23 protein-coding genes and 1 tRNA gene are annotated in these 25,281 nt (G+C 68.3%); 7 read left to right on the top strand and 17 right to left on the bottom strand.

What is annotated here, in order from left to right:
• Positions 1-346: 346 nt before the first annotated feature.
• The 5 genes from ARC20_RS18030 to ARC20_RS14370 form a co-directional block, all read right to left on the bottom strand.
• The gene (locus tag ARC20_RS18030; RefSeq protein ID WP_161809495.1) at positions 347-1,477 is read right to left on the bottom strand and encodes an HNH endonuclease; all 1,131 of its coding nucleotides are present in this window, start codon (positions 1,475-1,477) and stop codon (positions 347-349) included.
• Between the two features lie 229 nt (positions 1,478-1,706).
• The gene (locus ARC20_RS14355; RefSeq protein WP_057648339.1) at positions 1,707-2,600 is read right to left on the bottom strand and encodes a BRCT domain-containing protein; all 894 of its coding nucleotides are present in this window, start codon (positions 2,598-2,600) and stop codon (positions 1,707-1,709) included.
• Positions 2,601-2,885: 285 nt separating this feature from the next.
• Positions 2,886-2,961 (bottom strand) — tRNA-Ala (locus ARC20_RS14360).
• 144 nt (positions 2,962-3,105) lie between these two features.
• Positions 3,106-3,519: a cupin domain-containing protein gene (locus ARC20_RS14365; RefSeq protein WP_057648312.1), complete on the bottom strand. Its 414-nt coding sequence runs from the start codon at positions 3,517-3,519 to the stop codon at positions 3,106-3,108.
• 63 nt (positions 3,520-3,582) lie between these two features.
• Positions 3,583-4,419, bottom strand: a complete 837-nt coding sequence (locus tag ARC20_RS14370) for an acid phosphatase (RefSeq protein ID WP_081418213.1) — start codon at positions 4,417-4,419, stop codon at positions 3,583-3,585.
• Positions 4,420-4,531: 112 nt separating this feature from the next.
• On the opposite strand from ARC20_RS14370, the gene ARC20_RS14375 reads away from it, so the two are divergent.
• Entirely contained in the window at positions 4,532-5,155 is a 624-nt protein-coding gene (locus ARC20_RS14375; protein ID WP_057648314.1) for a DNA-3-methyladenine glycosylase, read from the top strand.
• On the opposite strand, the gene hmpA is transcribed toward ARC20_RS14375, so the two are convergent.
• Both hmpA and ARC20_RS14385 read right to left on the bottom strand, forming a co-directional pair.
• Positions 5,152-6,369 carry an NO-inducible flavohemoprotein gene (gene hmpA, locus ARC20_RS14380; protein WP_057648316.1) on the bottom strand — a complete coding sequence of 406 codons (1,218 nt, stop codon included), beginning with the start codon at positions 6,367-6,369 and terminating at the stop codon, positions 5,152-5,154. The genes ARC20_RS14375 and hmpA overlap by 4 nt on opposite strands.
• A gap of 140 nt (positions 6,370-6,509) precedes the next feature.
• Positions 6,510-10,829 (bottom strand): DEAD/DEAH box helicase, encoded by a 4,320-nt coding sequence (locus ARC20_RS14385; protein WP_081418214.1) that lies wholly within the window; start codon positions 10,827-10,829, stop codon positions 6,510-6,512.
• A 161-nt stretch (positions 10,830-10,990) separates the two neighbouring features.
• Here ARC20_RS14385 and ARC20_RS14390 point away from each other — a divergent pair, with 161 nt between their 5' ends.
• Complete coding sequence (locus ARC20_RS14390) at positions 10,991-11,329, top strand: DUF3301 domain-containing protein (RefSeq protein WP_057648343.1); 339 nt, start codon at positions 10,991-10,993, stop codon at positions 11,327-11,329.
• A 31-nt stretch (positions 11,330-11,360) separates the two neighbouring features.
• On the opposite strand, the gene ARC20_RS14395 is transcribed toward ARC20_RS14390, so the two are convergent.
• From ARC20_RS14395 to ARC20_RS14420, 6 genes are all read right to left on the bottom strand, one after another.
• Positions 11,361-11,804, bottom strand: coding sequence for a ClpXP protease specificity-enhancing factor (locus ARC20_RS14395; RefSeq protein ID WP_057648317.1), 444 nt, complete (start codon positions 11,802-11,804; stop codon positions 11,361-11,363).
• A 77-nt stretch (positions 11,805-11,881) separates the two neighbouring features.
• The gene (locus tag ARC20_RS14400; RefSeq protein WP_057648319.1) at positions 11,882-12,517 is read right to left on the bottom strand and encodes a glutathione S-transferase N-terminal domain-containing protein; all 636 of its coding nucleotides are present in this window, start codon (positions 12,515-12,517) and stop codon (positions 11,882-11,884) included.
• A 164-nt stretch (positions 12,518-12,681) separates the two neighbouring features.
• Positions 12,682-13,434 (bottom strand): cytochrome c1, encoded by a 753-nt coding sequence (locus ARC20_RS14405; protein ID WP_057648321.1) that lies wholly within the window; start codon positions 13,432-13,434, stop codon positions 12,682-12,684.
• Positions 13,427-14,686, bottom strand: coding sequence for a cytochrome b (locus tag ARC20_RS14410; RefSeq protein WP_057648323.1), 1,260 nt, complete (start codon positions 14,684-14,686; stop codon positions 13,427-13,429). Before ARC20_RS14410 ends, ARC20_RS14405 begins: the two co-directional genes overlap by 8 nt.
• Before the next feature lie 2 nt (positions 14,687-14,688).
• Entirely contained in the window at positions 14,689-15,330 is a 642-nt protein-coding gene (petA, locus tag ARC20_RS14415; protein ID WP_057648324.1) for a ubiquinol-cytochrome c reductase iron-sulfur subunit, read from the bottom strand.
• Positions 15,331-15,487: 157 nt separating this feature from the next.
• A complete protein-coding gene (locus ARC20_RS14420; protein ID WP_057648326.1) occupies positions 15,488-16,462 on the bottom strand; it encodes a lytic transglycosylase domain-containing protein in 975 nt (324 codons plus the stop codon).
• A gap of 193 nt (positions 16,463-16,655) precedes the next feature.
• On the opposite strand from ARC20_RS14420, the gene miaB reads away from it, so the two are divergent.
• Positions 16,656-18,098: a tRNA (N6-isopentenyl adenosine(37)-C2)-methylthiotransferase MiaB gene (gene miaB, locus ARC20_RS14425; RefSeq protein ID WP_057648327.1), complete on the top strand. Its 1,443-nt coding sequence runs from the start codon at positions 16,656-16,658 to the stop codon at positions 18,096-18,098.
• A gap of 563 nt (positions 18,099-18,661) precedes the next feature.
• Here the strand turns inward: miaB and ARC20_RS14430 are convergent.
• From ARC20_RS14430 to ARC20_RS14445, 4 genes are read right to left on the bottom strand one after another with little or no spacing between them, the layout of a single operon-like run.
• Positions 18,662-19,750 carry an ABC transporter permease gene (locus ARC20_RS14430; protein ID WP_057648329.1) on the bottom strand — a complete coding sequence of 363 codons (1,089 nt, stop codon included), beginning with the start codon at positions 19,748-19,750 and terminating at the stop codon, positions 18,662-18,664.
• On the bottom strand, positions 19,747-20,667 hold the full coding sequence (locus tag ARC20_RS14435) for an ABC transporter ATP-binding protein (protein ID WP_057648345.1): 921 nt from the start codon (positions 20,665-20,667) through the stop codon (positions 19,747-19,749). Before ARC20_RS14435 ends, ARC20_RS14430 begins: the two co-directional genes overlap by 4 nt.
• A 58-nt stretch (positions 20,668-20,725) precedes the next feature.
• The gene (locus tag ARC20_RS14440) at positions 20,726-21,697 is read right to left on the bottom strand and encodes an HlyD family secretion protein (protein WP_237642600.1); all 972 of its coding nucleotides are present in this window, start codon (positions 21,695-21,697) and stop codon (positions 20,726-20,728) included.
• Between the two features lie 16 nt (positions 21,698-21,713).
• Positions 21,714-22,400 carry a TetR/AcrR family transcriptional regulator gene (locus ARC20_RS14445; RefSeq protein WP_057648348.1) on the bottom strand — a complete coding sequence of 229 codons (687 nt, stop codon included), beginning with the start codon at positions 22,398-22,400 and terminating at the stop codon, positions 21,714-21,716.
• A 133-nt stretch (positions 22,401-22,533) separates the two neighbouring features.
• On the opposite strand from ARC20_RS14445, the gene ARC20_RS14450 reads away from it, so the two are divergent.
• The 4 genes from ARC20_RS14450 to ARC20_RS14465 form a co-directional block, all read left to right on the top strand.
• A complete protein-coding gene (locus ARC20_RS14450) occupies positions 22,534-23,520 on the top strand; it encodes a PhoH family protein (protein ID WP_057648331.1) in 987 nt (328 codons plus the stop codon).
• On the top strand, positions 23,517-24,002 hold the full coding sequence (gene ybeY, locus ARC20_RS14455; protein WP_057648334.1) for an rRNA maturation RNase YbeY: 486 nt from the start codon (positions 23,517-23,519) through the stop codon (positions 24,000-24,002). Before ARC20_RS14450 ends, ybeY begins: the two co-directional genes overlap by 4 nt.
• Positions 24,003-24,071: 69 nt before the next feature.
• Positions 24,072-24,686, top strand: coding sequence for a hypothetical protein (locus ARC20_RS14460; protein ID WP_108143578.1), 615 nt, complete (start codon positions 24,072-24,074; stop codon positions 24,684-24,686).
• Between the two features lie 16 nt (positions 24,687-24,702).
• The coding region (locus tag ARC20_RS14465; RefSeq protein ID WP_057648337.1) for a hypothetical protein at positions 24,703-25,281 on the top strand (579 nt) is incomplete at its 3' end.

The raw sequence follows: 25,281 nt of genomic DNA on the forward strand, positions 1-25,281 counted from the left end.
CAGCGTCAGATGAGTATAAGAGGCAGGGGTCGGGGGTGGGTGGCATGGGGGGATGGTGCCATGGCTTCGCGGTGCAACATCGTCACGGCCATCGACAACCCACCTTGGGCAGGCAGTTTGCGCGGCGCGGGTCACTAGGCTACATGTGGAAAGCCGGCTGCCTTCCATGTCGCCGCCGGAGGCGATCCGAGTCCCTTCGTAGGAATGCCAGGATTGACGAGGCATTCCCACGATTAACTCCTTCATATACTGCCATATCAAGAAGTTTGCACTACAAAGCACTCAGCTCGCCTGCTGGCAAAGCCTTCTCAAACCGGCCGCCATCTGGCGCATCGGGCTCCATTAGTCACCAATGGCACTGAGCTCTGTGCCATTCCAGCGCAGAGTGGCTAACGATGTGCTGCGACCCACCAGGGTTACGCAGTGTGACTCCCCGAAGTTCGGCACACATCGTCCTAGCCAGCTTGGGCGAGATGCACACCGTGCGCGTCGGGGGATCTATGCTGATCAGGTACAAATCAAACAGCGTATGGATGTCAGCGCGAAGCAGTAGCCCATTCGCTGTCACATTGGTCGCTGCGCCCCGATACGGATGCACATGAGCGGCTTCGAGTATCTCGATTACATCGCTACCCGTCACTGCACATCGCCCACCATAGGCCGCAAGCAGCGCTTTGCGGAACTCCGACTGCCCACGACGCCGAACAATGCTCGAATACACCCGGTCACGGGCGTCAATGATGCTTTCTGGCTCGAACGTACCTGCCGAATCAGCCTCGTCTTCGGCCTTGGACACCCCGATGCTGGCGGGGTCGGCGACCTGCCGGACGGACAAACCTCGCTGGTTACCCGCAGACGGATCCGGATAGATTTCCCACACGCCATGTACTTCAGGCAGGTATGGCTCGTAAACCGCGTTTCGGCCTTGTCCGACCTTGAACAGCCGATCATATGATGCCCCGCCATCTGTACGACGCGGCTTGTGGTTGCCGTGATATGACGTTCGTGCTGGCGAGTTCACAGACAGCAGGCTCAGATCGGCGCCGACATTGCGAGCCTTAAGATCGGGCGATCGCTCCAGCGCGTGCTGGGTGACTTCCCTCAGCGTCGCGGCCCCACCAAGTGCCTGCAGCGCGTCCAGGGCAAGTTCCCAGGTTCGTTTCTCGCCATACTTATACGCTCGCCCCTCCTGCCCTGCGTCTCGATCACGAATCATCCTGATCAGCTTGCCGCTGGCAGTCGGACCCACATTCTTTGCAGGCATTAACCCGGAAATGATCGGCTCGCCGATATCCTCCAGAACGGAGGAAATGTTCTGCATCCTGTAGTCCCAAGCGCCTATGGTACGCCCGTACCGCTCGGCGAGATCCCGATAAACATCCTTTTTTACAAACCGCGCTCCCGCATGCTCCTGCTCGCGCATCCACAAGTAGGCATCAACTGCGGCTTGCAACTCTTCATCGGTCCACCCAGACATACCCCCCCCCTGCATCGATCATCCGACCTAGTGACCGGGCGCGATTCTTCTCGTCCTGCCACAGGCCAAGCCCCTACGGTAAAAACCCATAGCACCCCCCCGCTTACACCCCGACATCGAACACAATCGCAGGCACATCCAGCATCCCCAGGCTCCCAATTCCCAAACTTAGAAAGTGGCAAAGGCAGCCATCCGGATACCCGGTCAATCCGAACTACTCTCCACCAGATCAGGACCCATCCGCCACCGCATCATGGAAATCGAGCTCATGAATAATGACCACTCGATGCCCCTCCTTCCGCAGCTTGACTGCCTTCTCAATTTTCCGTCCATAGCAAGCGAACGCCCAATACGGATTCCCCTCACCACCCACAACCACGTAGTGCACTTTCTTTGATGGCGACGCATGCGCAACGCCTCCAAGGCGAGTCACCATCGCCTCCAACTCTTGTCGACTGAACTTGGCCGATGCGCCCGTGAAGCAAAATCCACGCTGATCAAACACGACATCCGGGTCTGTTGCACAGAGGCCCATGATCGCGCCTCCGTCCTTGATCGGAGCACTCGTGATCGTCCGGTCATCTAGCAAAGAGGTGAAGTCGGCGAAGAACGCACCGAGCATTTCGTGCTCTTCTTCATCAATTCTCCCGTCTACCAAAACTCCCGTCACCAAGCTCTGTATCTCGTCGAATGGCCAACAGGTCTTCAAGTGCTCGTGGTCGGCCAGCCAATCAGAGAGACCTCGCAGCTCGTCTTCGGAAATCCGCGTGTCGGCAATGATGCCACCCAAAATGGCATGCAGCCGCTGCAGGTCAGCGGAGACTGCATCATAAAACTCCCTGGACTGGAGACGTTCACAGAGCCAGCGAATATCTTCTCGCTCTTCCCGGTCGAGTTCTCCGTCAGATATTGACCTCTCCACAACGGGGATCAATTCATTGAATGGATGCAGGAATCGAACCTCTTGATGCTCCGACACCCAAAGATTGAGGTAGCTGAGCTCTAGTTCATTGATTCTTCCGTCGATCGCTATGCCCTCAATAATTCCGAGCAAAGAATTGACCGACTTATCGAGATTCGCTTTTGAGGTGAACCTGGCGTACGGACGATGATCGTCGTGCATAGCACCCTCCATGGCTTCCAGCCTGATCTGGCCTTGATTGAGAAGTGAACAATAGCACCGGTAAATTGTTTTCCACGTCGAGCGGCCGTTCGAATCCGCATGGCCGAAGCAACTTTGCTCTCCCCCCATGCGAAATGTACAGATGTCTGACCTGCTAGATTTCGGAGATCGCTGGATCGAGCTGCAGATAATCTGCCCACGCTGGTCGAATCACGCAGACGGGCATGCGGATGGGCATAAGTTATTGAAAAAAAAAGCCGCCCAGAGGGCGGCTTTTTTGAATAGTGGTGGAGCCAGGGAGGATCGAACTCCCGACCTCGTCATTGCGAACGACGCGCTCTCCCAGCTGAGCTATGGCCCCACGAGGGGTACTGGAACCGGGCCTGCGTGGGACGATCCTCTCGGACCTTCGCTATGCGCCCGTCCAGCCGGGCCGCCTTTCCACGCGGGAGGCGCATTCTAGCCCGAGTCCCGCGCCGAAGCCAAGTCGTTCGCTACCTGCCCGCTACGGCCCCGGGCCCTCCAGGAACTCCGTGCGCGCCGCCTGCTTCTCGCAGGTCAGGTTCACCGTGCGCCCGAGGCCGCGGGTGCGGTGCACCGTGTTCGCCACCACCACGAACGCCTGCCCCGGCCCCAGCCGCACCGGCGCGTGGCCCGCCAGTTCGATCTCCATCTCTCCCTCCACCACCACGAACAGCTCGTCGCTGTCCGGGTGCCGATGCCAGCGGTACGCCCCTTCGAACACCGCCAGCCGCAGGCAGTGATCGTTGAAATCCAGCATCACCTGGTTCCGGTAGGCCGCCGTCACCGCCGCCTGCTCGGCCTGCAGATCCACCCGCTCGCCCGCGGCATGGCGGGCGGTCTCGGCGGCGTAGGCCTCGGCGTCGGGAAAGCCGGGATCGGCACCTGTCGTGCGCATCGCATGGCTCCGGAAAGCGAGCCCACAGCATCGCCCCGACGCGATGAGCGCGCCGTCACGGCCTCACAGCACCCCCGGCACCGGCGTCGCCAACGCCGCCGCTTCCGTCTCGCAGCCCGTGGGCGTGGCGCCGGCCGCCTGCCGCGCCGCCACTTCCTTGCGCGCGGCGGCCACGTCGGCGAGGAAATCCGCATTGCCCTGCAGCTTGGCGAACACCCCGCTGGCGACGGCACGGCCTTCGAGCACGTCGCTCTGCCAGTGCGCGTTGCACACCAGCCGGCTCTCGCCGAACTGGCGCCCGCGCGCCAGCAGTGCGTTGGCGCGCGCCGGCGCGACCTGGGTCAGCACCATCGCCCATGTCCAGCCGATGGCCGTGTGCCCGGACGGATAGGAGCCATCCTTGCGCAGCGCCTCCTCGTCGCGCGCCAGGCAGGTGTGCTCCTCGTGGAGCATGAAGGGCCGCACGCGCTGGTACTGGTTCTTGGCCCCGTAGGTGCCCAGCCCGGCGTCCACCATCGTGCGCCGCAGCAGCATGTACAGCCGCGGCGTGGCCTGCGCGTCGATCGGCACGCCCAGCGCGCAGGCGAAGTTGTCGCTGGCGGCCGGGAAGCTCAGGTCAGCATCGCGCGTGGCTTGCGCGTAGCGCGGGGTATCGCGCAGGCGCTGCGCGGCGGCATGCACGGCTTCGTCATTGGCGAAGGCGGCGCTGCCGGGCGCGGGCGGGGCCGGCAGCAGGGCGAGGCTGTCGGGCAGGTCGCGGCCGAGATAGCCGGCGGGCACGCCCGGCTTGAGCTCAGGCACGGGCGAGCTCGCGGCCGTGCTCGAACCGGAGGACGCACACGCGCCCAGCAGCGGCAGCAAGGCGGCCAAGGCGAGCGGGCGTATCGAAGGCATGGACATCGTCAGGCTCCTCGGGGCGTAACCCCAGTGTGCAACTCCCCGCCCGCAGGGCTACCGAGGAACTACCCGCCCGTGGCCAGTAAAACTACGCAGCACCGGCTACGCTGTGGGCATGCGTCCCCTGCCCCGCGCCTTCTACGACGACGACGCCTTCGTCGTCGCCCCGCGCCTGCTCAACAAGGTGCTGGTCGCCGCCGATGGCCGGCGCGGACGCATCGTGGAAGTCGAGGCCTATCGCGGCGCCGCTGATGCAGCCGCCCACTCGTTCCGCGGCATGACCCCGCGCACCGAGGTGATGTTCGGGCCGCCCGGGCATCTGTATGTCTATTTCATCTACGGCATGCACTGGGCGATCAACGCGGTGTGCGGCGGCCCCGCGCCCGGGCACGCGGTATTGCTGCGCGCGCTCGAACCACTGGCGGGTCTCGACGCGATGGCCCGCGCGCGCGGCACCGATGCCCCGCGCCTGCTCGCCGCCGGTCCCGGCCGGCTGGCGCAGGCCTTCGGGGTGAACGGCGGCGACAACGGCCTGGACCTGTGCCGCCGCGGCTCGCGGTTGTGGATCGGCGACGACGGCACGCCGCCGCCGGCCACGCCCGTCGCCTCGCCGCGCATCGGCATCAGCAGGGCGGCCGAGCACCCGTGGCGCTGGCACGTGGCCGACGACCCGCACGTCTCGCGCCGCCCCTCGCCGAAGACGCAGCGCGCGCGCCCACCTTCCACCCGCCCGCGCTAGGTCTGCCAATCCCCGCTGCCGAACACCTCGGCGTGGATGCGGTCGGCGGAGACGCCCAATGCGCGCAAGGCCCCGGCCTGCTCGCGCATGAAGCCCTTCGGCCCGCAGAGGTAGTAGTCGGCGTCGGGCAGCACCACGTCCTCGCGCACGGCGGCCAGGTCCATGCGGCCGGCGTGGTCGTGGTCGCGCCCGATCACGTCGCCCGGCTCGGGACGTTCGTAATACACCCGCACCGACGACGGGCCCATGCGCTGCACCAGGTCGCGCATCGGTTGCTTCCACGCGTGCAGGGTGCCGTTCCGGCAGGCATGCAGGAACCTGATCGGCGGCGGCGAAGGTTGTTCGAGCAGGCGCGCCAGCATCGACAGCAAGGGCGTGGCGCCCACGCCGGCGCTGATCAGCACCACCGGCGTGTGGCCCGTACCGCGCAGGACGAACTCGCCGGCCGGCGGTGAAAGCTCCAGCAGGTCGCCGGGAAACACGCTGTCGTGCAGCACGTTGGAGACGTGTCCGTCCGGCGCCGCCTCGCCTCCGATTTCCCGCTTCACCGAAATCCGCAACGTGCGCGGGTCCGGGGCGGCCGACAGGCTGTACTGCCGCACCTGGGAAAAGCCCAGCGCCGGCACCTGCACGCGCACGGAGACATACTGGCCGGGCAGGAAATCCGGCGCCCGCCCGCCATCGGCCGGCGCCAGTTCGAAGGACACGATCTGCTCGCTTTCGCAGTGCCGGCCGGTGACCCGGAAGCTGCGCCAGCCCGTCCAGCCGCCCTCGCCCACGGCACTGGCGCGGTACATGGCCGCCTCCTCCTCGATCATCAGCGTGGCCAGTTGCCCATAGGCCGCCGCCCAGGCGTCACGGGTGGCGGCATCCAGCCGGCCGGCGAAGACCTCGTCCATCGCCGCGAGCAGTTCTTGGCCCACCAGGTCGTAGTGCTCCGCCCGCACGCCCAGGCTGACATGCTTGTGCATGATGCGCGCCAGGTACGGGCGCAGCGGCGTCGGGTCGTCCACGTGCAGGGCATAGGCTGTCACCGCGCCGGCCAGCGCGCGCGACTGCTCGCCGTCATGCTGGTGGCCCTGGTTGAACATTTCGCGCAAGGCGGGGTGGAAGCGGAACAGGCGTGCATAGAACGCGCGGGTCAGGGCCTGGCCCTCGGCCTGCAGCAATGGCGCGGTCCGCCGTACCTGGTCGCATATCGAAGGGGACAGCATGCAAGACTCCGTTGGGATGGAGCTTGCAGGCTAGGCGCCCGCACGCCGGGCGACTCTTCGAAGCGTCGCAGGGCAAACGCATTGCCCCCGCGACCGATGCGCACACCCGGCCCGGTCCACCCCGTTCCTGCGCCGCGATTTCAGCCCGCCGCAGGCACCGCCGGCGCGCGTGGCACCAAGCCAAGATGCTCATGTGCGACGATCGCCTGCGTGGGTTCCAGCGAAGGCAACGCCACGAACTTGTCGGCCACGCGCGCGGCGACGGGCAAGCCATCGAAATACAGCACGCGGTTGCCGGGCACGCGCGGCACGCGCTCGCCGGAGAGGACGCCGCCGAGCAGGTTGGCGGGGTCGCACGCCGACACGCACGTCCATTGCTGCATCGGTGCGGCGCGACGCACCTCGCGCAGCAGGCCAATCGCCTCGGGCAGCGCGAACTGTTCGCCGGACAGTCCGCTGATGAAACGCCCACCGCGGATTTCGCCGCGCGCTTCCAGGCGCTGGTAAACCCGCAGCAGCTCGCGCCAGGACGGCAGCCACGCCGCCTCGCGTTCGAGCAGGCGCCAGCAGATCACGCCATAGCGGCGCAGCAGCGTGCGCGCGACGTGCTCCACCGCCTCCTGCCGCCGCTCGCCCTCCTGTGCCGGGGGCAGCGCGCGGAGTGGTGCCCAGCGGCCAGCGTCGCGGATGCCGTGCAGCGACAAGCGCCGGCGTTGCCGCGACAGCGCCGAAGGCCGCTTGGACGCCGGCACCAGCAGCGCGCGCAGGCCGGCATAGCTGTCGCAATGCAGGCGCCCGCGCATCACCAGCTCGCCGAGGGCATCCTCCAGCTCGGTGGCGATGAGATGCAGCGCATCGGCGATCTCGTCGAAGAAGCTGGCGCCGTGCGCATCGAGGTAATCGGCCACGCGCTGCGCGCGCGAGCCCAGCGGTGCCTCGTCGGGCTGGGCCTCGGCGGCGAGCAGCTGCCAGCGCGCGGCTTCGCGGCGCGGCAGCAGCACCACTGGCGCGGCCCGCAGGCTGCCGCCGCCGCGCGCGGCCTGCGCCGGGCGCAGCCGGCGCCAGGCGATGCGGCCGGCGGTGCACAGTTCGTCGAGCCAGTCGGGCTGGTAGTCGCGCACGCGCGCCGGCAGCAGTTCGGCTTCCCACACCGCGGCGGGCGCCTCGAAGCCTTCCAGCTGCGCGAGCACGCCGGCCAGTGCCTCCGGGCCGGTGACCCGCGCGGTGGCATCCACGCGCTGCCACTGGAACAGGAAGCGCGCATAGTCGCGCGGCGCGACCGGTTCGATCTCGCGGCGCAGGCGGCCCAGCGTGTAGCGATGGATGCGCGCCAGCAGGTGGCGTTCGCACCATTCCTCTTCGGTCGCGCCGGGGCTGAACGGCCCGGCCATCACATAACCTTCGCTGCGCAACGACTGCAACGCCCGGGCGATATCGGCCAGCGGCAGGTGCAGCGTGCTGGCGAGCAGCGAGGCCGGCGTCGGTCCCCAGCCGGAAAGGCGGGCGCGCACGAGTTCGCGCAACGCGGCTTCGCGTTGCCAGTCGGTGACGCGGCAGTCGTCGGGGATGCGCAGCGCCGGCTGTGCGGCGGCCTGCGGATACAACGGCGCGAACAGCGCGATGCGCTCCACGCTCACCCACAGCGATACCCCGCCCGCTTCATCACGCAAGCAGCTGGCGCGGCCGGCGCGGGCCAGCGCCTGCAACCAGTCGAGCCAGCCGGCTTCGGCGGCGGCTTCATCGGCGCGGATCACGCCCAGCGAGGCCAGCGCCTCGTGCATCTCTTCGATATCGCGCGGCTGCGGCCATGCCTCCTCGCGTACCGCGGCGATGGCATCGGGATCGAGCCGGCCCAGGTCGTCGGCGCTTTCGGGGTCGCGATAGCGGCGCGTCTGCACGGCCTGCGTGCGGCGCTCTTCCAGCGGCGCATCGTCGAGGAACGCGTAGGGTCGCGCGTTGAGCGCCTCGGCGGCCAGCGGCGAAGGCGCGGCGAGATCGCGCGCCACCACCTGGATGCGCCCGGCCTCCAGGCCACGCAGCACCTCCAGCCAGCCGGCGGTATCCATCGCCTCGTGCAGGCAGTCGTGCATCGTCTGCGCCACCAGCGGGTGGTCGGGCACCTCGCGCTCGCCGACGATGTTCTCCAGGCACGCGACCTGGTCGGGGAACACCGTCGCCAGCAGGTCCTCGGATTTCATTCGCTGCAGCTGCGGGGCGACCTTGCGCCCGCCGGTGAAGCGCGGCAGCGCCAGCGCGTTGGTGGCGTTCCAGCGCCAGCGCACGCCGAACAGCGGCGCGTCGAGCAGCGCCTGCACCAGCACGTGTTCGGCGGAGCTGGAATGCAGGTAGCGCGACACCTCGATCAAATCGAAGCTGTGGCTGGTGGACAGCGACAGCACGATGGCGTCCTCGGTGGCGGCGGCCTGCAGTTCGAAATTGAAATTGCGGCAGAAGCGCTTGCGCAGCGCCAGGCCCCACGCGCGGTTGATGCGGCTGCCGAACGGGGTGTGGATGACCAGCTGCGTGCCGCCGCTTTCGTCGAAGAAGCGTTCCATCACGATGCAGGCCTGGGTGGGCAGCGCGCCGAGCTCGGCCTGCGCCTGCGCCAGGTAGTCGAGCAGCTGGCGTGCAGCCTCCTCGCCGAGTGCGAGGTCATCGGCCAGCCAGCGGTGCACGGCCTCGCGGCCATCGCGCGGCAGGCGCGCGGCGATGTCCTCGCGCAGCCGCGCCACCGCGTGCGAGAGCTCGTCGCTGCGGCCGGGCGCCTCGCCCAGCCAGAACGGGATGTTCGGCGGAATGCCCTGCGCGTCCTCCACGCGCAGCCTTCCCGGCTCGATGCGCAGGATGCGGTAGCTGGTGTTGCCAAGCTGGAAGACATCGCCGGCCAGGCTTTCGATGGCGAAATCCTCGTTGACCGTGCCGATGTGTTCGGCCTGCGGTTCGAGCACGACGGTGTAATCGCCGGTTTCCGGGATGCTGCCGCCGGAGGTCAGCGCGGTCATGCGCGCGCCACGCCGCGCATGCAGCCGGCGGTTTACCGCGTCGCGGTGCAGGTAGGCGCCGCGCGGGCCGAGCCGGGTGCTGAAGCCATCGGCCAGCATGCGCACGACTTCGTCGAAGCGCGCGCGCGTCAACGCCGCATACGGCGTGGCGCGGGTGACGAGCGCGAACAGCGCATCCTCGTCCATGTCCGCGCAGGCCACCTCGGCGACGATCTGCTGGGCGAGCACGTCGATGGGCGCCTCGGGGATGCGCAGCGCATCGAGCTCGCCGCGGCGCACGGCGTCGAGCAGCGCGGCGCATTCGACCAGTTCATCGCGCGAGGCCGGGAACAGCCGTGCTTTCGGAGTGCCATCCACTGCATGGCCGGCGCGGCCGGCACGCTGCAGGAACGCGGCGATCGAGCGCGGCGAGCCGAGCTGCACCACCAGGTCGACATCGCCGATGTCCAGGCCCAGCTCCAGCGAGGCGGTGGCGACCAGCACGGTGAGCTCGCCCGCCTTCAGGCGGCGCTCGGCGGCCAGGCGGATATCGCGCGACAGGCTGCCGTGGTGCGCGGCGACGCGATCGTGCCCGAGCCGCTCGCCAAGATGGCGCGCGGCCCGTTCGGCCATGCGCCGCGTGTTGACGAACACCAGCGTGGTGCGATGCGCGCGCGCGAGCGTGGCGACTTCCTCGTAGACCTGCTGCCATTGGTCGTTGGACATCACCGCCGACAGCGGCGTCGGGGGCAGGCCGAGCGCCAGGTCGCGTTCGCGCGTGTAGCCGATATCGACGATGGCGCAGTCCCCATCGGCACCGGCCAGGTAGCGCGCCACCCGCTCGATCGGCTTCTGCGTGGCCGACAGGCCGATCCGCTGCGGCACCCGCCCGGTGAGCGCGCGCAGGCGCTCCAGGCTCAGCGCGAGATGACTGCCGCGCTTGTCGGCCGCCACCGCGTGGATTTCATCGACGATGACGCTGCGCACATGACGCAGCGATTCGCGCCCGGATTCGGAGCCCAGCAGCACGTACAGCGATTCGGGCGTGGTGACCAGGATGTGCGGCGGGCGCTTGCGCGCGGCGGCACGCTCGCGCTGCGGGGTGTCGCCGGTGCGCACGGCGGTGCGGATGTCGACTGCCGGCAGGTCGTCCTCGGCGAGCACCTCGGCGATGCCCTGCAGCGGCACTTCGAGGTTGATGTGGATGTCGTTGGACAGCGCCTTCAGCGGCGAGATGTACAGCACGCGGGTTTCATCGGGCAGCGCGCCGCCCTGCGCCAGGCCTTCGCGCAGCAGGCCATCGAGCGCGGCCAGGAAGGCGGTGAGCGTCTTGCCCGAGCCGGTGGGCGCGGCGACCAGCGTGTGGCCGCCGTCGAGGATGCGCGGCCACGCCTCGACCTGCGCCGCGGTGGGCGCACCGAAGCGCCGCTGGAACCAGCGGGCGGTGACGGGATGGAATCGGCGCAGGACCGGATGCATGGCAGGCCTCGACGGGACACGCTGCGCGCAGGGTAGCGCCGCGCGCGGGGGAATCCCTCAGATGGGGCCGGAAGCCTGCCCAGGCAACCGCGTGCCGGTGAACTGGTTCAGGCCGCTGAAGCCCGATTGTGCGCACCGGCGCCGGCTGGCACAGTGCGGCGATGACCTTGATCCTGCTGATGATCCTGGGCGCGGCCGGTTTCGCCTGGTGGAACGCCGCCCGCGCCGCCGCCGAACGCGCCGAGACCCTGGGCCGCAACGCCTGCCGCGCGGCGGACGTGCAGTGGCTCGACCAGAGCGTGCACGCCATCGGCACGCGCGTATGCCGGCTACCCAGCGGGCGACTGGGGCTGGAGCGCACGTTCCGCTTCGATTATTCGCACGATGGCGTGGACCGCCAGAGTGGCCGCATGGTGCTGCGTGGGGGTGAGCTGGTGTCGTTCACCGGCCCGGCGATGGCCACGGTGACGCCGCTGCGGCCGCGCGGCGAGGAAGGCTGAGGGGCCGGGGCTGAAGCCCCTCCCCTCTCGCTTACTTGACCACCCGCAGATGCGGCCGCTTGCCGGCCGGCGGCGGGGTGTCTTCCGGATCCGGACGTTCGTCCATCTCGCCGTCCAGCTCGTCATGCGTGCCGCCGGTGCCCGGCAGGTCGTCCGGCAGCGCCATGCCCTGCCCGGTCTCGCGGGCGTACACCGCCAGCACCGCCGACATCGGCACCTGCACCGGATAGCTCACGCCACCGAAGCGCGCGGTGAAGCTGATGCCGTCGTTGTCGATGCTCAGGCGCACCACGGCGCGCTCGGCGATATTGAGGACGACGCGGCCGTCCTTCACCGCGCCGGCCGGCACCTGCACGCCGGGCAGGCCGGCGTCCACGAGCAGGTGCGGGGTCATCTGGTTGTCGTTGATCCACTCCACCAGGGCCCGCAGCAGGTACGGACGGTGGCTGGTCATGCGGGGGAAGTCTTCGCTCATGCGCGACAGTTTACGCGCCCGCGCCACATGCGCGCCTCCCCGCCCGCAGCGCGTGCCGCGGACCGGTCAGCGTGGCCTCAGACCGGCATGTCGCGCAGCTTCTTTTCCTGATCGGTCAGGCTGCGGATGAAACCGGGGTTGCGGAAGATGCGGTTGCCGTAATCCTCGATCGCCTTGCCGTCCTTCGGCAGCGGGATGTCCAGCGACTGCAGGCGCCAGATGATCGGCGCCATCGCGCAATCGGCCAGGCTCATTTCCGGGTTGAGGAAGAACTTGCTGGCCTTGAACAGCGGCACCGAGGCGGTGAGCAGTTCCTTCAGGCGCTTGCGGCCGGCTTCGGCCTGGGTCTTGTTGCCGAGCTGGATGGCCTGCACCTGCGGCACCCAGTCGTGCTCGATGCGCAGCATCGCCAGGCGCAGGCGCGCGCGCGAAAGCGGATCGACCGGCATCAGCGGCGGGTGCGGGTAACGCTCGTCCAGGTATTCGCTGACCACCGAGGCCGCGTACAGCACCAGTTCGCGCTCCACCAGCGTGGGCACCGAGTGGTACGGATTGAGGTCGATCAGGTCTTCGGGCGGATTCTGCGGATCCACCGCCACCAGGTCGAAGGTGACGCCCTTGGCGGCCAGTACCAGCCGCACGCGATGGCACAGGACGTCATCGGTAGAGGAAAACAGGGTCAGGGTATTCCGCATACGCACACTCGTCGCCATTCAAGGCTCTCCAGCGACCGGAATCCGCCGGTCGCAACGACGCCGCCGGCCCAGTGCCGATGGTCGCCCCGTGGCCCGAGTGTGCAATCAGCCGTCACAAAAGCCAATAGCAATGCTGCGCCCCGGAGCCTGTGGCGCGGCGGCCGCGTGGGCCGCCGCGTCGATCAATGCACGTCCTTCCAGTATTCCTTCTTCACCAGGTAGGCCAGGAAGGTCAGGAACGCCAGGAACAGCACCACCCACACGCCCATGCTCTGGCGCTTGAGCACGGCCGGCTCGCCGGCGTATTCAAGGAAGTTGGTGATGTCGCGCACGGCCTGGTCGTACTCGGCCGGGCTCAGCTTGCCTGGCGTGGTGAGCTTGAGCGCCACCACCGGCTTGTCCATGCCCGGCGCTTCCGGCTCGCCGTATTCCGGCGTCTGGATGCCCTGCAGTTCCCACAAGGCATGCGGCATCGAGACGTTGGGGAACAGCTTGTTGTTCCACCCCAGCGGTCGACTCTGATCCGGATAGAAGGACTTCTGGTAGGTGTACAGCCAATCCACGCCACGCACGCGGGCGATCAGGCTCAGGTCCGGCGGCGCCTTGCCGAACCACTGCGTCGCGCCATCCTTGGGCATCGAGGCTTCGATGTGGTCGCCGATCTTGGCGCCGGTGAAGTTGAGGTGGTTCATCACCTCTTCCTCGCTCAGCCCCAGGTCGCTGGCCATGCGCGAATAGCGCAGGTATTTGAGCGAGTGGCAGCCCGAACAGTAGTTCATGAACAGCTTGGCGCCGCGTTGCAGCGAGGCCTGGTCGCCGAGGTCGTTACCGGCCTGCAGCAGCGCACCACCGCCTTCGGCGGCGATCGCACTGGCGCTGAGCAGCAGGCCCGACGCCAGCAGCGCCAGGCGGGTGGTCCATCGCGTCTTAGTCATGCGTCGTCACCCGTTCCGGCACCGGCTTGGTCTTGTCCAGCGTGGTCCACAGCGGCATGGTGATGAAGAAGGCGAAGTACAGGAAGGTCAGCACGCGCCCGATGTAGGTCTCATGGATGTCCGTGCCCGGGCCGGAGCCGATGATGCCCAGCCACACGAAGCACACCGCCAGCACGCCCAGCGCCACCTTGGAAATCCAGCCGCGGTAGCGGATCGACTTGACCTTGGCCCGGTCCAGCCACGGCACTAGGAACAGGATCGCGATGGCCGAGAACATCACCAGCACGCCGCCGAGCTTGTTGGGCACCACGCGCAACATCGCGTAGTAAGGCGTGTAGTACCACACCGGCTTGATGTGCTCCGGGGTCACCAGGCGGTTGGCCTCGGTGAAGTTGTCGTGCTCCAGGAACAGCCCGCCGAAGCCCGGCGCGAAGAAGATGATGAAGGCCGCCAGCACCAGCAGGAAGCCCACGCCCACCATGTCCTTCACCGTGTAATACGGGTGGAACGGGATGCCGTCGGTCGGCGCGCTGGGCGACCAGCGGTTGCCCTTGGGCCCCTTCTTGATCTCCACGCCGTCCGGGTTGTTGGAACCCACTTCGTGCAGCGCGCCCAGGTGCAGCACCACCAGCAGCAGCAGCACCAGCGGCAGTGCGATGACGTGCAGGGCGAAGAAGCGGTTGAGCGTGGCGTCACTGGGCAGGTAATCGCCCATGATCCATTCGGTGAGCCCGTTGCCGATCACCGGGATGGCGCCGAACAGCGAGATGATCACCTTCGCGCCCCAGAACGACATCTGGCCCCACGGCAGCACGTAGCCCATGAAGGCTTCGGCCATCAGCACCAGGTAGATCAGCATGCCGAGGATCCACACCAGCTCGCGCGGCTTCTTGTAACTGCCGTACATCAGGCCGCGGAACATGTGCAGGTAGACGACGATGAAGAACAGCGAGGCGCCGGTGCTGTGCATGTAGCGGATCAGCCAGCCCCACTCCACGTCGCGCATGATGTATTCGACCGAGGAGAACGCCTCGGCCGCGCTGGTCTTGTAGTGCATCGTCAGGAAGATGCCGGTGACGATCTGGTTCACCAGCACGACCAGCGCCAGCGAGCCGAAGTAGTACCAGACGTTGAAGTTCTTCGGCGCGTAGTACTCGCTGACGTGCTTGCGGTAGACCGGCATCAGGCCGGGGGCGCGGGCGTTGACCCAGTCGAACACCCCGTTGGCGGTACGGACAAGGATGTTGGCCATGGTCAGGCAGCCCCCGTGGTGGGCGCGGCGCCGCCGGAGGACTGATCCACGCCGATGACGATGGTGTTGTCGTCCTGGTAGTGGTGGGGGGGCACCAGCAGGTTGATCGGGGCCGGCACGCCGTTGAAGACGCGGCCGGACATGTCGAAGCGCGACTTGTGGCAGGGGCAGAAGTAGCCGCCCTTCCACTCCGGGTCATAGGGCTCGGGCCGGATCTCGGCCACCATCTCCGGCGAGCAGCCCAGGTGCGTGCACAGCCCCACCAGCACGGAGATCTCCGGCTTGATCGAGCGGAACTCGGGGTTCTTGAGCACGTAGGCCGGCTGCTGGTCCTTGTTCTCGGACTTGGCGTCCTTGAGCCGGCCGTCCAGCGAGGGCAACGCGTCGAGCATCGCCTGGGAGCGCTTGACGATCCAGATCGGCTGGCCGCGCCATTCCAGGATCAGGCGTTGGCCTTCCTGCAGGGCGGTGATGTCGGCGGTGATCGGTGCGCCGGCCAGCTTGGCACGCGCACTGGGATTCCACGACTTGATGAACGGAACTGCGAGAAAACCTGCTCCTACCGCACCGACCACAGCGGTTGTCGCGGTCAAAAACCGTCGACGCCCCGTGTTGGCGGGTTCGTTAACCCCATCGTTGGCCATCCGGCTCTCCGATCTTTTGTTTTTAGGTAGCTTGCGGCTGCCAGCGGCCTGCTGGGGGTCAGGCCGGGAATGAATCCGCACCGAGTGTAGCGGAAGGCTTAATGGCCAGACAATGCAGTCCGGACGCTTTTCGTGATGGGCCGCATGGCCGGCCGGCTCAGCGTGCGCTGGCGGTGGCGCCTCGGTAGCGCTCGGCGAGGATGCCCACGCGCTGCACGTAGCGCTGGGTTTCGCTGTAGGGCGGCACGCCGCCGTGGCGATCGACCGCGCCCTCGCCTGCGTTGTAGCCGGCCGCGGCCAGCTGCAGGTTGCCGTTGAAGCGCTTCAGCAGCCACGACAGGTACTGCACGCCGCCGCGGATGTTTTGCGATGCATCAAAGGAGTCGCTGACGCCGAAGCGCCGCGCGGTGGCCGGCATCAGCTGCATCAGCCCCTGCGCGCCGGCGCGACTGAGGGCGGTGGGGTTGTAGGCCGACTCGGCATGGATGATCGCCCGCACCACCGCCTCCTCCACGCCGAACTCGCGCGCCGCCGCGGCGATCTCGGTGGCATAGGCATTGGTGTTGAGCCGCACCGCGCCGAAGTTCACCCCCGGGTTGAGGCCGCAGGCGTAGCAGGTCTCGATGTAGCTGTAGCGGATGGTGCGCAGGCCCTGGATGCTGGCGGTCTGCGTGGGGCGGGCGCTGGTGTAGTGGCGCACGCCGTCCTTCATATAGGAGTAGACCTGCCCGCTGACCACGCGGCGCGGGGGCGTGGTCGGCGCCGGCAGCGGCGCGGGGGTGATGGCCTTGGGCGCGAGCGCGGCGGCGGTGGCCGGCAGCGGGCCGGAGGGCGCGACGGCGGCGGCATTGGCCGCCACCGGCACCGACGCCGGCGCGAGCGCCTTGGCCACCGAGGCGGGCGGTTCGGCCTTGGCCACGGCCGGGGCGGCCGGACGCGGGCGGCTGGCCGCGCGCGGGGTGCCGCCGCGGAACTGGCCGACGGTGGTGCACGACGCACCGGCCGGACGCTTGCTGACATAGCTGGGCACGCCGTCGCCACCGATGCACTTGTACACAGTGCCGGCACTGGCCGGTGCGACCGGCAGCGCAATGACGAGCGCGAGCCCCAGTTTCCCCAGCATCCCCTTCATGGCGCGGAGTATCCGGCCTCCGGGCGGGGAATCCAAGTGCGGGGCGCGTGTTCCGGGGCGACGGCCCCTTTTTGCCCCCTTCCGGGGCGAAAACCCTTGCGATTCAGCGCGATCCCCGCGCCCGGCGTACAATGCGCGGCTTCGTTCGGCCCCTTCGGGGCCGCCTGCCCGCCACCCGTCTGGAATAAGCGCCATGCCCGGGACGCCCGCCTCTGAAACCCTCGCCACGCCCGTCGTGGACACCGCCGCCCCTGCAGCGGGGCTCATCCCCCTGCCCGGCGTGCGCAAAGCCATCCCCGGCGGCGCGCGCGGCAAGCTCTACATCAAGACCCACGGTTGCCAGATGAACGAGTACGACTCGGCCAAGATGGCCGACGTGCTCGCCGACGCCGAGGGCCTGGAACTGACCGACGTGCCCGAAGAGGCCGACGTCATCCTGATCAACACCTGCTCCATCCGCGAGAAGGCGCAGGAGAAGGTCTTCAGCCAGCTCGGCCGCTGGAAGGCGCTCAAGGCCGGCGACAAGCCGGTGATCATCGGCGTGGGCGGCTGCGTGGCGTCGCAGGAAGGCGAGGCCATCGTCAAGCGCGCGCCGTACGTGGACCTGGTGTTCGGGCCGCAGACGCTGCACCGCCTGCCGGAGTTGATCCGCGAGCGCCGCCAGTCCGGCCGCCCGCAGGTGGACATCAGCTTCCCGGAGATCGAGAAGTTCGACCGCCTGCCGGAGCCGCGCGCGGAAGGTCCGTCGGCGTTCGTGTCGATCATGGAAGGCTGCTCGAAGTACTGCTCGTTCTGCGTGGTGCCCTACACCCGCGGCGAGGAAGTGAGCCGGCCGTTCGAGGACGTGCTGGTGGAAGTCGCCCAGCTGGCCGCGCAGGGCGTGCGCGAGATCAACCTGCTGGGCCAGAACGTCAACGCGTACCGCGGGCCGTATGGGGAAGGCGAGATCGCCGACCTGGGCCTGCTGATCCGCACGATCGCGCAGATCGAGGGCGTGGGCCGCATCCGCTTCACCACCTCGCACCCGCTGGAGTTCAGCGATTCGCTGGTGGACGCGTATCGCGACGTGCCGCAGCTGGCGAACTTCCTGCATCTTCCGGTGCAGGCGGGCAGCGACCGGATCCTCAGCGCGATGAAGCGCGGTTACACGGCGCTGGAGTTCAAGGCGAAGATCCGCAAGCTCCGCGCGGTGCGGCCGGATATTTCGATCAGTTCGGATTTCATCGTGGGGTTCCCGGGGGAGACCGATGCGGACTTCGAGAAGACGATGAAGTTGATCGAGGACGTGGGGTTCGACCAGAGCTTCTCCTTCATCTATTCGCGCCGGCCGGGTACGCCGGCTTCCGATCTGTCCGACGACACACCGGAGGCGACCAAGCATGCGCGGCTTTCCCGCTTGCAGGCGCATATCAACGGGTATGCGGCGAAGATATCCGAGGGGATGGTCGGGTCGGTGCAGTCGGTGCTCGTGGAAGGGCCTTCGCGGAAGAACCCGAACGAGTTGACCGGCAAGACGGAGAACATGCGGTCGGTGAATTTTCCCGCGCATCCGCGGCTGGTAGGCCAGTTCGTCGACGTCCTGATCACCGAGGCGTTGAGCAACTCCCTGCGCGGGCGGGTTGTCGGGGCTGAGTGATTTTTGCGGGACAGGTTTTGGATGGGGCGGCCGTTGGCCGCCCTTTTCTTTTTGGGCTGCGGGCGTTTGTGCTTTTTCGGCCTTCGATGTTGATCTGCTGTTCGTGGGTCTCGTGGGGTCTGTGGGGAGGGCGCCCTTTCGGGACACGCCGTGAACCCATCCATGGGGGCTCGTCGGCGACATCCATGTCGCCAACGGTCCCGAAAGGGCGCCCTCCCCACAGCCCCTCCGAATCCCCTCGACCGGACGACACAAGCCAAAGCCAACGCGCTCCCACAAGGCGCAGGAAGCCGCGATTGGAAGAGCAAAGGCGAGGTGAGGATTGGTTATTGGAAAGGGTGAAGACGAGTGCTTTTGCTCTTCCCCCACCCACCTTCTGGTGCGCGCTTTATCGAAGTGGGAACACTGAGGCGCCTAGCGCCGGGCTGGCGTATAGGTACGTCAGCGGGCCATGGATGGCCCGCGGCGGCGAGTTGAACAGGATGTTCGCCCGAGCCGTGACGTACCTATACGCCAGCCCGGTGCCCGCACCGCAAGGCAACGCAACTCACCGCACAGAAACCCTAATCGAGCCGCTTCCGAAACCGCATAACCGCCAGCACCATCATCAGCAAACTGAATCCCACCAGCGCCAGCGCGTCATGCCACAACTCCGGCAGCCCCGCCCCGCGCAGCATCACCCCCCGGATCAACCGCATGAAATGCGTCAGCGGCAACACCTCCGCCAGCCACTGCGCCGGCGCCGGCATCCCGTCGAACGGGAACATGAAGCCCGACAGCAGCATCGAAGGCAGGAACAGGAAGAACGTCATCTGCATCGACTGGAACTGCGATTGCGCGATCGTCGATATCAACAACCCCATGCTCAGGTTGGCCACGATCAACAGCATCGACACCATGTAGACCGCTAACAACCCGCCCGCCACCGGCACGTCGAACAGCCACCCGCCCAGCACCAGGATCACCGTCGCCTGCACCAACCCCACCACGATGTACGGCAGCACCTTGCCGATCATCAGCTCCGCGCTGCTCACCGGCGTGGTGATCAGCATCTCCAGGTTGCCGCGCTCGCGCTCGCGCACGATCGCCATCGCGGTGAACATCACCAGCGTCATCGTCAGGATCACGCCGATCAACCCCGGCACCACGTTGATCGCCGATTGCCGCTGCGGGTTGTACAGCGGCAACACGCTGATGCGCGCCGCCGACTGCGCGGTGGACATGCGTCCGTCCAGCGGCGTCTGCGCCAGCTGCCGGGCCGCCGCCTGCACGGAGGTGTCGGCGCCGTCCACGATCACCTGCATCACTTCCCTGCCCTCGCTCAGGCGCCGCTCGAAATCCGGCGGCACCACCAGGCCCACCTCGATGGTGCCCGCGCGGATCAGCGCCTGGATCTGCTCCGGCGTCTGCGCACTGGCCACCGGCTTGATCACGTCGGTGGAGAGCATGTCGCGCACCAGCATGCGCGAGCCGGTGGTGTTGGCCTGGTCGGCGACGGCGGCCGGCAGGTGGCGCACGTCCAGGTTGATCGCATAGCCGAACAGCAGCAGCTGCAGCGTCGGGATGCCGATCATCATCGCCAGGGTCATGCGGTCGCGGGTCATCTGCCGCAATTCCTTGACCATCACCGCGTAGATCTGCGCCAGCTTCATGCCTGACCCTCCGCATGGCGGCGGGTGGCGGCGACGAAGACGTCTTCCAGGCTCGGCTCGATCGGCGCAACCTCGGCCTGGATGCCTTCCTGCCGAAGCTTCGCGGCGACGGTGTCCGGGTCGCCGTGGCCCGGCGCGCACAGCACGCGCAGCTCGTTGCCCACCTGCGCCACCGAGAGCACGCCGTCGATGGCATGCAGCTGCTTCTGCACCTTCCGCAGCGAATCGCTGCGCACGCCCAGCGTGCGGCCTTCCAGCTGGCCGGTCAGTTCGGCCGGGGTACCGTTGGCGACCAGCCGGCCGCGGTCGAGGATGGCGATGCGGTGGCAGCGCTCGGCCTCGTCCATGTAGTGCGTGGAGACCAGCAGCGTGGTGCCCGCATCGGCAAGGTCGAAGAGCTTTTCCCAGAAATCGCGCCGCGATTCGGGGTCGACCGCGCTGGTCGGTTCGTCCAGCAGCAACAGCTGCGGCTCGTGCACCACCGCGCCGGCCAGGGCCAGACGCTGCTTCTGGCCGCCGCTGAGCGTGCCGGCCAGCTGCTTCTGCAGCTGCTCCAGGTTGTAGGCGTGCAGCAGTTCCTCCACCCGGCTCGCGCGGCGCGCGCGCGGCAGGCCCTGCACGGTCGCCAGGAACATCAGGTTCTCGCGCACGGTGAGGTCTTCATACAGCGAGAAACGCTGGGTCATGTAGCCGATGCGCCGCCGCAGCGCCTCGGCCTCGCGCGGGATCGACAAGCCCAGCACCTCGATCTCGCCCTCGGTCGGCGTGAGCAGGCCGCACAGCATGCGGATGGTGGTGGACTTGCCCGAGCCGTTCGGGCCGAGGAAGCCGTAGACCTGCGCGCGCGGGACGTCGAGGTCGACGTGGTCCACGGCGGTGAAATCGCCGAAGCGCTTGGTCACGCCGCGCGCATGGATCGCCATGCCGTCATCGCTGCCCGCGGCGGGCGGCGTGGCGACGGCCCGGGCGGCCGGCTCACTCATGCGCGGCATCCGCCAGCTGCACCTGTACCGGCACGCCGACCGGCAGGCGGTTGGCGCTGGCCGGCAGCTGCACTTCGGCCAGGTAGGTCAGGCGCTCGGCATCGCTGCCGGACAAGGCGTAGTACGGGGTGAACATCGGCTCGCTGCGGATCATCCGCACGCGGCCCTGGAAGACTTCGCTGCTGCCGGCCACGGTCACCGGCAAGGTCTGGCCGATCGCCACGCGCGAACGCACGGTGGCCGGCACGTAGATGCGCGCATAAGGCGATTCGCCCACCAGCATGATCGCCAGCGCCGCGCCCACGGGCGCCTGGTCGCCGAGCTTGTACGGCAGGCTGTCCACGCGGCCATCGCGCGGGGCGACGATGTCGAGCTTGTCCAGGTTGACGGCCTGGACCGCCGCCTCGGCCTGCGCGGCGCGCAGCGACGATTCGCCCTGCGCCAGTTCCTCGGCGCGGGTGCCGTTGCGCAGTTCCAGCAGCGCCTGTTCGGCGGCGCGCACCTGCGCCTGCGCATCACCGGCGGCGGCGCGGGCGCGGTCGACATCCGAGGCCGCGACCAGTTGCTGCTTGCCCAGCGGCTGCAGGCGCGCGTAATAGGCGCTGGCATCGCGCGCCTGCGCCTGCGCGGCGGCCAACTGCGCCTGCGCCTGCGCGACCTGCTCGCGGCGCGGGCCGTTGACCAGTTCCTGCAGCGATTGCTCGCGCTGGCTGGTCTGCGCCTGCAGGCTCTGCAACTGCGAGCGCGTGCGGTCCGGCTCCAGCCGCAGCAGGCGGGTGCCCGCGCGCACCTGGTCGCCCTCGCGCACGTCCATGGCGACGATGCGCTCGGACGCCGTTGCCGGCAGGCTGATGCGGTCCCATTCCAGCGTGCCGAGCAAGGGCTGCGGCTCGCGCTTGCAGCCCGCGGCCAAGAGCACGGCCGCGCAGGCCAGCACCGTCATCCAACGCATGTTGCGATCCATCTGCTGCTCCTGCCGCTCAGGGCGGCGTCATGCCGTGGCGCAACAGCGCCAGTGCGTGCCGGGCGATGGCCGCGGCATCCAGGTCCTGCGCGCCGAGCGCCGCGCGCCAGATCGGCGCGCCGGCGATGGGGAACAGGGTCAATCCGATCAACGAGGTCATCAGCAGGCGTGGGTCAAGCGCCGGGTGGATCTCCCCGCGCGCCTGCGCGGCGGTGAAGCGCGCGACCATCAGCCGCGCGGTGGTCGGCGCGACCTCGCTCATCAGCAGGTCGCGCAGCGCGCCGCCTTCGCACAGCACCTCGCGCACCCACAGCTGCGGCCACCACGGGTGGTGCTCGACGATGTCGAAGATGCCGGCGACGAACGCCTGCACCGTGGCCTCGACATCCTCCCCGGCCTGCGCCAGGCGCTGGCCCAGCAGCGCCACGGCGGGCAGCAGGCGCTGCGCGACGAGGGTTTGCAGCAGCTGTTCCTTGTCGCCGAAGTAGTAGTTCACCAGCGCCGGGGTGACACCAGCCTGCACGGCGATGTCGCGCAGCCGCGTGGCCGCGACGCCTTGCCGCACGAAGCAGTCCAGCGCGGCATCGAGCAGGCGCGCCTGCTGGTCGGCGGCATCGGCGCCACCCGGACGGCCGGGCGCGCGACGCGGCGCGGCGGCGCCTCGTTTCTTGGCGGGGGAACGCGGGGTACGGGCAGGACTCATGGCCATATTTAAATCGACGTTTAATTAAGCCGGAGTGAATCCCGCCGGTGGCCGCTGCCGCCCGCGACGCGCTACCCTTTCCCTCCCTCTTTCCCCCTGCGTGCGCGCCGATGCGCGCCGCCCGACGTTCCCCATGAGCACACCCGCGCAACGCGATTTCACCCTCGAGCCGTCCGACAGCGAACGCCTCGCCAACCTCGCCGGCCCGTTCGACGAGAACCTCCGCCAGATCGAACTGCGCCTGGGCGTGGAGATCGCCAACCGCGGCAACATCTTCCGCGTCACCGGCCCGGCCGAGGCGGTCGATTCGACCGAGAAGCTGCTGCACAGCCTCTACGAGGAAGCGGCCGACACCACTTTCGACAGCCACGCCATCCACCTGCGGTTGAACACCGCCAACGTCGACCACGTGGTCGAGCGCGCGTACGCGCCGCAGGACGTGGCGATCAAGGTCAAGCGCGGCACCGTGCGCGGCCGTGGCGCCAACCAGTCCAAGTACCTGCACCAGATCGCCACGCACGACATCAACTTCGGCGTCGGCCCGGCCGGCACCGGCAAGACCTTCCTGGCCGTGGCCAGCGCGGTGGAGGCGTTGAACGAATCGCGCGTGCAGCGGCTGATCCTGGTGCGCCCGGCGGTGGAAGCCGGCGAGAAGCTGGGCTTTTTGCCCGGCGACCTCAGCCAGAAGGTCGACCCGTACCTGCGCCCGCTGTACGACGCGCTGTATGAAATGCTCGGCGTGGAGAAGGTGGTCAAGCTGCTGGAGAAGAACGTCATCGAGATCGCGCCGCTGGCCTACATGCGCGGTCGCACGCTCAACGATGCCTACGTGATCCTCGACGAAGCGCAGAACACCACCATCGAGCAGATGAAGATGTTCCTGACCCGCCTGGGCTTCGGCTCCACCGCGGTGGTCACCGGCGACCTCACCCAGGTCGACCTGCCCAAGCACGTGAAGTCCGGCCTGCGCGACGCCATCGACGTGCTGCGCGACGTGGACGGCGTCAGTTTCACCTTCTTCGAGGCGCGCGACGTGGTGCGCCACCCGCTGGTGGCGCGCATCGTCACCGCCTACGAGAAGCGCGAAGCCAGCGACCGCGAGACGGGGGTGGCGCCATGACCCGCGGTCCGGTCCGCCTCGACGTGGCGGTGAGCTACGCCCTGCCCCGCGCCGGCCTGCCGGCGGCGGTGAGCTTCCGCAAGTGGGTGGCCGCGGCGCTGAAGGGCCGCATCCGCGAGGCCGACCTGGCGATCCGCCTGGTCGACGCGCGCGAGGGCCGCTCGCTCAACAAGCACTACCGCGGCAAGGATTACGCCACCAACGTGCTCAGCTTCCCGGCCGAACTGCCCGAAGGCCTGCCCAAGGGCGTGAAGCTGCCGCTGCTCGGCGACCTGGTGATCTGCGCGCCGGTGGTGGCGCGCGAGGCCAAGGAACAGGGCAAGGCGCTGGCCGCCCACTACGCCCACCTCACCGTCCACGGCACGCTGCACCTGCTGGGCTGGGACCATGAGGACGACAAGGAAGCCGAGGCGATGGAACAGCTGGAGCGCGAGATCCTGGCCGAGCTCGGCATCGAGGATCCCTACCTCGGGGAGCGCTGAGCGCTTCGCTTATGATGCGGGCATCGCGGCACCCAACGCCGCGCCCACGGCCATGGCAGGGGATGCAGCATGCCGGATGTCCTGATGACTTCGATGTTTGCCGTTGCCACGGTGGCGACGCCCGGGAAGCTGTCCGTGGCCGCTTCAGTCGCCACGCTCGCGGCTGCGCTGCTCGCGCTGATGCTTGTGCTGGCGCTCGCACGGCTGCTGGGCGGCTGGGTGACGCGACGCTGGCACCTGCAGCGGAGCGCGCGCATCGCGCAGGGCGCGGCCGCGCTCCTGTGCGGCGCCAGCCTATTGGCCATCCTCGTACTGGGTTTCATCAGGCCGCGGCTGTTGCCGGAGGCCGAACGCGTCATTTCCAGCGAGGCCGTCGATGCGATCGGCGTAGCCGCGCTGGTCGCGATGCTGACCATGCCGCTGGCGTGGCGCGCCGTATACCGGTGGCTGCGCGGCCGGCGCACGGAGGTCAGCGTACAGATCCGCGTACCCGTGGCGCGGGTGGCGGTCCTGTGTGCGCTCTCCCTCGCCCTCGTCGCCACGCTGTTCTGGCAGGGCAGCGTGCACGCGCCGCTGCCCGCGCCGTTCTTCCCGATCTATATCGCCTTCGTCCTCAGCCTGCTGGCCACCGCGCTGCCCCTCGCGGGGTGGGCGCTGCGCCGCTGGCGCTCTTCCAAACCTTGACCTGATTCGACCGCCCATGTCCCTGTCTTCGCGCTTCTGCCTGCCGACCGCCTGCCTGCTGCTGGCCGCCACCGCCTCGGCCGCCCATGCCGCCGACGCCCCCGCCGCCAAGCCCGACCTCGCCGCGCTGATCGAATGCCGCGGCCGCGAGGCCGACTTCGCCGCGCTGCAGCCGGTGCTGGCCGATCCGCTCAAGGCCATCGCGCTGGGCTGGCGGCCGCTGCCGCAGGGCAACCTGTTCATGACCGAGTACGCGCTCAACACCCCGATCACCGTGTTCGGCCACCCGAGTTCGCAGATCGCCTTCTCCGGCCCCAGCGTGATGGCCATCCTCGACCTGCCCGACCCGCGCCCGCTCGCCCGCCAGCTCACGCTGGAGGAAGGCGTCGATACGCCGGAGAAGGTCATGTACGGCCGCGAGGTCCTCAGCCAGGACACCACCGACCCGCGTACCGGCGAGCCGATGATCGAGTCCATCGTGCTCAGCGTCTCCAACGTGAAGTCCCACCCGGGCAAGACCCTGGCCGGCTGCAGCTACAGCCTCGACCTGCCCGAGGAAGCCGAGCCGGAAACCCCCGATGCCCCGGCCCCGGCC

This window comes from Stenotrophomonas panacihumi, from assembly GCF_001431645.1.
Taxonomy (GTDB): Bacteria; Pseudomonadota; Gammaproteobacteria; order Xanthomonadales; family Xanthomonadaceae; genus Stenotrophomonas_A; species Stenotrophomonas_A panacihumi.

Bases quoted from the DNA above. Each gene is read 5' to 3' on its own strand.
- ARC20_RS14355 (WP_057648339.1), bottom strand. From the start codon at position 2,600: ATGCACGACGATCATCGTCCGTACGCCAGGTTCACCTCAAAAGCGAAT.
- hmpA (WP_057648316.1), bottom strand. From the start codon at position 6,369: ATGCTGTCCCCTTCGATATGCGACCAGGTACGGCGGACCGCGCCATTG.
- ARC20_RS14375 (WP_057648314.1), top strand. From the start codon at position 4,532: ATGCGTCCCCTGCCCCGCGCCTTCTACGACGACGACGCCTTCGTCGTC.
- ARC20_RS14395 (WP_057648317.1), bottom strand. From the start codon at position 11,804: ATGAGCGAAGACTTCCCCCGCATGACCAGCCACCGTCCGTACCTGCTG.
- ARC20_RS14450 (WP_057648331.1), top strand. From the start codon at position 22,534: ATGAGCACACCCGCGCAACGCGATTTCACCCTCGAGCCGTCCGACAGC.
- petA (WP_057648324.1), bottom strand. From the start codon at position 15,330: ATGGCCAACGATGGGGTTAACGAACCCGCCAACACGGGGCGTCGACGG.
- ARC20_RS14400 (WP_057648319.1), bottom strand. From the start codon at position 12,517: ATGGCGACGAGTGTGCGTATGCGGAATACCCTGACCCTGTTTTCCTCT.
- ARC20_RS14430 (WP_057648329.1), bottom strand. From the start codon at position 19,750: ATGAAGCTGGCGCAGATCTACGCGGTGATGGTCAAGGAATTGCGGCAG.
- ARC20_RS14440 (WP_237642600.1), bottom strand. From the start codon at position 21,697: ATGGATCGCAACATGCGTTGGATGACGGTGCTGGCCTGCGCGGCCGTG.
- ARC20_RS14365 (WP_057648312.1), bottom strand. From the start codon at position 3,519: ATGCGCACGACAGGTGCCGATCCCGGCTTTCCCGACGCCGAGGCCTAC.
- ARC20_RS14445 (WP_057648348.1), bottom strand. From the start codon at position 22,400: ATGAGTCCTGCCCGTACCCCGCGTTCCCCCGCCAAGAAACGAGGCGCC.
- ARC20_RS14460 (WP_108143578.1), top strand. From the start codon at position 24,072: ATGCCGGATGTCCTGATGACTTCGATGTTTGCCGTTGCCACGGTGGCG.
- ARC20_RS14370 (WP_081418213.1), bottom strand. From the start codon at position 4,419: ATGTCCATGCCTTCGATACGCCCGCTCGCCTTGGCCGCCTTGCTGCCG.
- ARC20_RS14405 (WP_057648321.1), bottom strand. From the start codon at position 13,434: ATGACTAAGACGCGATGGACCACCCGCCTGGCGCTGCTGGCGTCGGGC.
- ARC20_RS18030 (WP_161809495.1), bottom strand. From the start codon at position 1,477: ATGTCTGGGTGGACCGATGAAGAGTTGCAAGCCGCAGTTGATGCCTAC.
- ARC20_RS14420 (WP_057648326.1), bottom strand. From the start codon at position 16,462: ATGAAGGGGATGCTGGGGAAACTGGGGCTCGCGCTCGTCATTGCGCTG.
- ARC20_RS14385 (WP_081418214.1), bottom strand. From the start codon at position 10,829: ATGCATCCGGTCCTGCGCCGATTCCATCCCGTCACCGCCCGCTGGTTC.
- ybeY (WP_057648334.1), top strand. From the start codon at position 23,517: ATGACCCGCGGTCCGGTCCGCCTCGACGTGGCGGTGAGCTACGCCCTG.
- ARC20_RS14410 (WP_057648323.1), bottom strand. From the start codon at position 14,686: ATGGCCAACATCCTTGTCCGTACCGCCAACGGGGTGTTCGACTGGGTC.
- ARC20_RS14390 (WP_057648343.1), top strand. From the start codon at position 10,991: ATGACCTTGATCCTGCTGATGATCCTGGGCGCGGCCGGTTTCGCCTGG.
- miaB (WP_057648327.1), top strand. From the start codon at position 16,656: ATGCCCGGGACGCCCGCCTCTGAAACCCTCGCCACGCCCGTCGTGGAC.